Below are 6,584 nucleotides of genomic sequence, written 5' to 3' on the forward strand. Positions count from 1 at the left end.
CCAGGCAGGAGAATTTGAAGAAGGCTCGCCTTGCCGTTGCTGCAGGCGTCGGCCGGCAAGGGCCTCGAGAAACAGAGAAGGTGCACCTATGTGCACCTAAGAATCGGACGAATCTGCATAAAGTGGGCGATACTGGGATCGAACCAGTGACCTCTTCCGTGTGAAGGAAGCGCGCTCCCGCTGCGCCAATCGCCCGCAACGGATCCAGACTCTATCACGCCGCGGGCGATTCATCGCATGAGGTTTACCGCCCGGCGAGGAGTCGGTTGACGGCGGCGTCGACATCGAGGTGGTCGGTTTCGCGGCCCCGTGGGACCACGACATAGGTGCGCCGCAGGAAGCGTACGAGGACGCTGCGCGGCACTTCGAATAGTGCGTTACCGTCCGGGGACGATAACGCGAGCGCGACGAAGTCGCCGCGCGGCGTGGCCCACGGCCACACCCGTACATCGCCGATCCCGGCCGGCTCATCGAGCCCGGTGACCAGGAGTTCACGTGCGAACGACCAGCTGACGGCTTCCCCTCCGGCAGCTTCGGCGTGGAACAGGACGTGGACCGCGTAGGGGTCGGCCGGGTCGTAGCGCAGGCTGGCGCGTACCGGCAGCGACGTCGCGTCGGGCGCGACGAGCCGCAATGACGTCTCGACCTCCACGGTCGTGGGACGGATGGCACTCATGGACGTACTCCCCCCGGCGTTGCGACGGAGCTCACTCGCTTCGTCCCTCCCATACTCACGGTGAACCCTCCAATTACGCTCTGTCATCTCCTGATCTCACCCGCACGTGGGAAGATCGTGGAAAATGTGCAACCAGACGCGCTTGTGAGAGGTAAAATGCCCGCTTTTGCCGTGTTCCTAGGTTGTACGCTGCGCCAGGACCCGTCGACACACTCCGGTAACGTCCGGTGACTTATTAAGGTGACGGTCGCACCACGAGGGGAGCCGACGTTGAGCCAGGATCCGACAGAGCAGACCGCCACGCGCCCGGATCTGCGAACCCTTATACGACTTACCTATCGCGCCATCCGCGCAAACCCGCTCGGTGATCTGGCCGTCAAGATCTTCGTCGCGGTGCTGGGCGGGCTCGTGGTCGCGCTGGGGCTGGTGCTCATCCCGCTGCCCGGACCCGGCTGGCTGATCGTGATCGGTGGGCTCGCGATCTGGGCCATCGAGTTCATCTGGGCCCGGCATCTGCTCGCGTTCACCCGCAACAAGCTGCGCGGCTGGACCAACTGGGTCAAGCGCCAGTCGCTGGCGGTGCGCCTGCTGATCGGCGCGGCCGGGCTGGTCTTCGTCGGGCTGGTCGCCGCCCTGACACTGAAGTACAGCTTCGGCGTCGATCTTCTCGGGGACGTGTGGAACTACATAACCACGCACTGACGCCGCTTGGTCAGAGCGCCCGAACCGTCCGGATGACTTGCGCGAATCCGCATAAGGAGATGTGATCGAGGTGATCCGGTCGCGCCCGTCAACCTCCCCAGGTCAGCGCGGCCGGATCCATGCCGTTTGGGCTATTCGGCCGGTACTGCCGTAATCCGATTGGCCCAGTCGTTCTCCACCAGTTTCGCGCGATTTTGGGTCAACCGGACCTCGTTCGGGTCCAAGAAGTCAATCAAGTCTATCAATGCCCACTGCAGGTGCACCTGGCGGATGTTGCCGTTCCAGTCGTGCGTGAGGAAGGCATCCACGTCCCTGCGCAGTCTGGCGAACCACCGCGCGAACTCCGGCTCATGCTCCAATTTGGAGCTGAACACCGGATAGGTCATGCAGTCGCTGCCGGCGTTCGTGGTCACCATCATCAGCTCGCCGATGGCCCGCTGCTGCCCGCGGAACAGGCGGAAATGGTCGTGCTCGTAGGTAATCAGGAGCATCACCCGGCTGACCGTCTCCAGATGCCGGTTGAACTCGCGCGTGCGCTCCTCCGTGCCCAGATCGAGAAAGCGCAGTTCGCGCCGGATTATCTCGACCCAGCAAAGGTATTCGGCCACGGTGTAGACGGTGAAGTCGCGCGCGTACCGCTCCTGCTCCGGATCTCCACAGTGGAGAAATCGCGGAAGGTAATCGCCGCCTACCGCGTTGTGCATCCGGCTCTGCAGGCTGTTCGCGGCCAGCAGCAGCGGTTCGCGGTACCGGCTGATGATTTCTTCGGTTTGTTCGGCCTTGGTTTCGCGATGCCGCTCCTGCTGCAACCGGTGCTCGAGTTTGCTCGAACGCTGTGCCATATAACCGGAAATGACCGCCGCGAGGATGGAGAGGGCGGCCGAAGCAATGGCAACTATGCTGCCTGTGTCTAGCGTCGTCACGGCTCAATGTGGACGGCGCTCGTCCATCGTGTCAAGGCCCAGCATGCAAGGCTGCAGAGTGGACAAGAGCGGGCGAAACTATTAGGTTCTTCGCCCGGAGGCAATGTCAAAAACAACGAGCCGCGGCAAGTTCTGTGGGGGGTACATGACCTGCGCGGCGGCGCATCGTACCCTTGGACGTGGTCAGTGTGAGAAGACGTGGCTGGAGTATCCGCGCCAAGATTATGACTTTGGCCGTGGTACCGCTTGTCGCCATCACCGGCCTGTCCATCTTCGGGGTCACCGCCACCATCGGACCCGCGCTGAATCTGTTGGAAACCAACAAATACGACCACGCGGTCACCACCCTCGGCGAAGTCCTCATGGTCGAGCTGCAGCACGAGCGCCGCATCTCCGGCGGCGCCAAGGCTGGCACGCCCGAGCTGGCCGACCAGCGGCAGCGCACCGACGAGCACTACAAGCGGTTTCTGGCCCGCTTCGAACAGGATCGGGGGCGGGAGACCCTGCCCGCCGGGCACCTGATCGTCGTCGATGGGTTCATCGCGCACATGCAGGCCATCGGGCAGATCCGCAACGACTTCGACACGGGCAAGACCGACGCCTCCGCCACCGTCGGCCGGTACTCGGAAATCATCGACGCGGCATACCGGATGTTCGCCCCCCTGACCTATGTCGCGGACGCCTACCTTTCTCAGGTGGCGCGGGGGCTGTTCCTGGTCAGCCGGGCTCGTGAGCTGCTCGCGCGGGAGGACGCCATCGTCACCGCCGCGATCTCCGACGGCCGCATCACACAGGTCGAGCAGGGCAAGCTGCTGCTGGCGATCGGCGCGCGACGGCAGCAGGTCGACGAGGCCGTGTCCGCGCTGACCTCACCGCACAGGGAAACCTACGCGAAGATCTTTTCCGGCGACGCCTACATGACCCTCTTCGCCATGGAGGAGTCGCTTGCCAATTTGAAGGTACCCAACAGCGTGCCCATCGATCCGGGCATCTGGCGCACCAGCGCCGCCGCCGTGCTCGACCAGATGGACAACACCGAGGACCAGGCCGCCACTGCGGCCCTGGCCCTCGCCAATGAGGTGGGCATCAGGGCGTTCTCGCTCCCGCTGATCGCCGGGTTGGTCGGGCTGCTGTGCGCGGCCGGGGCACTGGTGCTCGCGCTGCGTACCGGCCGCTCGGTCGTGCGCCGGCTGGAGCGGCTGCGCGCCTCCGCGCTCAGTGTGGCCCACGATTTGCTGCCGCGTGCGATCGCCGCGTTACGCCAGCCCGGACCCGTGGCCATCGACGCGAGCGTGACCGATGTGCCGATAGTGGCCGTGGGCACCGATGAGGTCGGCCAGGTGGGGCACGCGTTCGAGGCCGTGCAGCGCACCGCCATCCGCGCGGCGATCGACGAGGCCACGCTGCGGCGCGGCATCAGCGAGGTCTTCCTCAACATCGCGCGCCGGTCGCAGGCCCTGCTGCACCGGCAGCTCACGCTGCTGGACCGGATGGAGCGCCGCACCACCGCGCCGCAGGAGCTCGAAGACCTGTTCCGGCTCGACCACATGGCCACGCGGATGCGCCGCCACGCCGAAGCGCTCGTGATCCTCGCCGGGTCCGCGCCGGGGCGCGGATGGCGCCATCCAGTCCCCATCATCGATGTGGTCCGGGGCGCGACTTCCGAGATCGAAGACTATGTCCGGGTCTCCATGGACCGCCTGCCCGACGTGCGCATCGTCGGGCGTGCCGTCGGCGACCTGATCCACCTGCTGGCCGAACTGCTCGAAAACGCGACCTCGTTCGCGCCGCCGCACACCCAGGTGCGCGTGCACGCGGAGACGGTCGCCAACGGGCTCGCGCTGCAGGTCGAGGACCGTGGGCTGGGCATGAGCGAGCCGGAGCTCGCCGACGCCAACCAGCGGCTGGCCGAGCCGCCCGCGTTCGACCCGGCGCACAGTGCCCGCCTGGGCCTGCTCGTCGTGGCCAAACTCGCTGCCCGCCAAGGCATTACGGTACGGCTTCGGCCCTCGGCGTATGGCGGGGTGACCGCGGTCGTGCTGGTGCCGGAGGAGCTCATGCTGATCGGGGTCACCGCCGATTCCGGGCCAGGCGTGCTGACCGTGCAGCAGCCCAAGCGCGAGATCACGGCCGCCGTGCCCCCACCCGACAAGAGCGAGCAGACCACGGTGTCTATTGTGGATGGTCTGCCGAAGCGCGTGCGCCGCCCGATACCCGAGCAGAGGCAGCCGAAGCCCGTCGACGGGGAGCAGGTCACCGTTGACCTGGCGGCTGCCGGGCGGGCCGCGGCGCCCGCCGGGCCGGGGCTCAACGGGGCGGCCGCGGTCGACGTGCAGCGCAGCGCCGACGAGATCCGGTCACGGATGTCGGCGTTCCAGTCCGGCTCCATGCGCGGGCGGGCACAGGTCGCGGCGGAAGGGCCGGACTCGGCCGAGAGGCCGGATTCGTCCAAAACGGACTCAACGGATACGACGACGACCGAGGAAGGGAGTGCCTGAGTGGTACCGACGACAACCCGCCATGCGACCGACTGGCTCCTGGACGAGCTGCTGACGCGGGTGCCACAGGCACGGTGCGCCGTCGTGCTCTCGGTCGACGGCATGCTGACCGCCACCTCCAGCGGGCTGGCCAGAGACGACGCCGAGCACCTCGCCGCCGTCGCGGCCGGGTTCTCCAGCCTCGCCCGCGGCGCCGGCCAGCGGTTCCGGGGCGGCGCGGTGCGCCAGACCATCGTCGAAATGGAGGAAGCGTTCCTGCTCGTCAGCGCCGCCGGGCCCGGCTCGTGCCTGGCCGTGCTCGCCGCGCCGGACACCGACCTCGGCGTGCTCGCCTACGAGATGACCATGCTGGCAACGCGCGTGGGCACGCACCTGGCCACGCCGACCAGGCCCGGACCAGATGGCCGCTGAACGAGCCGGACCGATCCCCGACGACGGGCCGGCCTGGTGGGACCACGAAGCCGGGCCAGTGGTCCGGCCATACATGGTCACCGGTGGGCGGGTCGAGCCGGTCACCGCCGATCTCGATCTGATCACCCACGTGGTGGCCGTGCGCACCCTGGCCGCCGACACGCCCAGCCCAGAACACCAAACGATCCTCGCCCTGACCCAGGAACCCCGGCCGGTCGCCGAGGTGGCCGCCCGCGTCGACCTCCCGCTCGGGGTCGTCCGGGTGCTCCTGGGCGACCTGCTCTCCGCGGGCCTCGTCGCCCGCTACGATCCTCCATCCACAGACGACCTTCCCAATATCGAGACACTGCAGGCGGTAATCCATGGACTCCGTGCGCTCTGACGCTGCGCCCCCGCAGGCGCTTAAGATCCTGGTTGCCGGCGGATTCGGCGCCGGTAAAACAACCATGGTCGGTGCTGTCAGCGAGATAAGTCCATTACGGACGGAGGAAGTGCTCACCACGGCGGGCATGGACACGGATGACACCACCGGGGTTCAGGACAAGCTGACCACGACGGTCGCCATGGATTTCGGGCGGATAACCATAAGCCCCAATCTTGTTTTGTACCTGTTCGGCACCCCGGGGCAGAATCGGTTCTGGTTCCTGTGGGACGAGCTGGCCACGGGCGCGCTGGGCGCGGTCGTGCTCGCCGACACCCGGCGGCTGGCCGACTCGTTCGCGGCCATCGACTACTTCGAGCAGCGCGGGACGCCGTTTGTGGTGGCGGTCAACTGCTTCGACTCCGAACAGTCCTATACGGACTCACAGGTGCGCGAGGCGCTCGATCTGGACGCGTATGTGCCGGTGTTGCTGTGCGACGCGCGGGATCGGGATTCGGTCAAGCACGTGCTCATCACGCTGGTCGAGCACGTGCTGGTGAAGGTGCGCGCCAACGCCATGGCAGGCTGAGAAACTCGCGCTGATCGCGGGCGCGGCACGGCTCGTCGGGCCATGCCGCGCTCTGGCGTGCCCGCGGGTGGCCCTGGTCGCCCAAATCGCATGACCCGCGTGGCGTCGGCTCCCCGGGTCTGGCCTCCGGGTCTGGCCTCCGGCTGCGCGTCTGAAGAAGCGGCGCTCCGCAGGCAGCACCAGGCCGGGCGGGCCAGGCCGGGCGGGCCAGGCAAGGCCGGGTTGGCGCGCGATGCGGGGTTGGCCGGCGATACAGGCCGGGCGCGCGATGCAGGGCTAGACGCAAGGCCGTGTAGATAAGGCATCGTTCGCCCTGTCAAGGACTGGGCGGGGGCAGGATGTCGATGTTGAGGGTGGCCTTGTAGCTGGTGCGGTTGACGTTCGGGCCGCGGGCTTGGTATTTGGAGATGGCGCGTTTGACGAT

The 6,584-nt window shown here is 67.2% G+C and carries 7 protein-coding genes and 1 tRNA gene; 5 read left to right on the top strand and 3 right to left on the bottom strand.

Features of this window, described 5'->3' with window-relative positions; translation table 11 throughout:
- Positions 1 to 123: 123 nt before the first annotated feature.
- Positions 124 to 195, bottom strand: a tRNA-Val gene (locus tag DM816_RS39290).
- A gap of 49 nt (positions 196 to 244) precedes the next feature.
- Positions 245 to 676, bottom strand: a complete 432-nt coding sequence (locus DM816_RS39295) for an SsgA family sporulation/cell division regulator (protein WP_117215559.1) — start codon at positions 674 to 676, stop codon at positions 245 to 247.
- A 270-nt stretch (positions 677 to 946) separates the two neighbouring features.
- Between DM816_RS39295 and DM816_RS39300 the strand changes: the two genes are divergently transcribed.
- Complete coding sequence (locus DM816_RS39300) at positions 947 to 1,378, top strand: TIGR02611 family protein (RefSeq protein ID WP_117215560.1); 432 nt, start codon at positions 947 to 949, stop codon at positions 1,376 to 1,378.
- Between the two features lie 131 nt (positions 1,379 to 1,509).
- On the opposite strand, the gene DM816_RS39305 is transcribed toward DM816_RS39300, so the two are convergent.
- Positions 1,510 to 2,301: a hypothetical protein gene (locus DM816_RS39305; RefSeq protein ID WP_162908306.1), complete on the bottom strand. Its 792-nt coding sequence runs from the start codon at positions 2,299 to 2,301 to the stop codon at positions 1,510 to 1,512.
- 236 nt (positions 2,302 to 2,537) lie between these two features.
- Here DM816_RS39305 and DM816_RS39310 point away from each other — a divergent pair, with 236 nt between their 5' ends.
- From DM816_RS39310 to DM816_RS39325, 4 genes are read left to right on the top strand one after another with little or no spacing between them, the layout of a single operon-like run.
- Positions 2,538 to 4,799: a sensor histidine kinase gene (locus DM816_RS39310; protein ID WP_162908307.1), complete on the top strand. Its 2,262-nt coding sequence runs from the start codon at positions 2,538 to 2,540 to the stop codon at positions 4,797 to 4,799.
- Complete coding sequence (locus DM816_RS39315) at positions 4,800 to 5,210, top strand: roadblock/LC7 domain-containing protein (RefSeq protein ID WP_117215563.1); 411 nt, start codon at positions 4,800 to 4,802, stop codon at positions 5,208 to 5,210.
- A complete protein-coding gene (locus DM816_RS39320; RefSeq protein WP_117215564.1) occupies positions 5,200 to 5,592 on the top strand; it encodes a DUF742 domain-containing protein in 393 nt (130 codons plus the stop codon). The genes DM816_RS39315 and DM816_RS39320 overlap by 11 nt, the downstream gene beginning before the upstream one ends.
- The gene (locus tag DM816_RS39325; RefSeq protein ID WP_117215565.1) at positions 5,573 to 6,160 is read left to right on the top strand and encodes a GTP-binding protein; all 588 of its coding nucleotides are present in this window, start codon (positions 5,573 to 5,575) and stop codon (positions 6,158 to 6,160) included. Before DM816_RS39320 ends, DM816_RS39325 begins: the two co-directional genes overlap by 20 nt.
- Positions 6,161 to 6,584 lie beyond the last annotated feature (424 nt).

Source organism: Allorhizocola rhizosphaerae, from assembly GCF_003426775.1.
GTDB classification, from domain to species: domain Bacteria; phylum Actinomycetota; class Actinomycetes; order Mycobacteriales; family Micromonosporaceae; genus Allorhizocola; species Allorhizocola rhizosphaerae.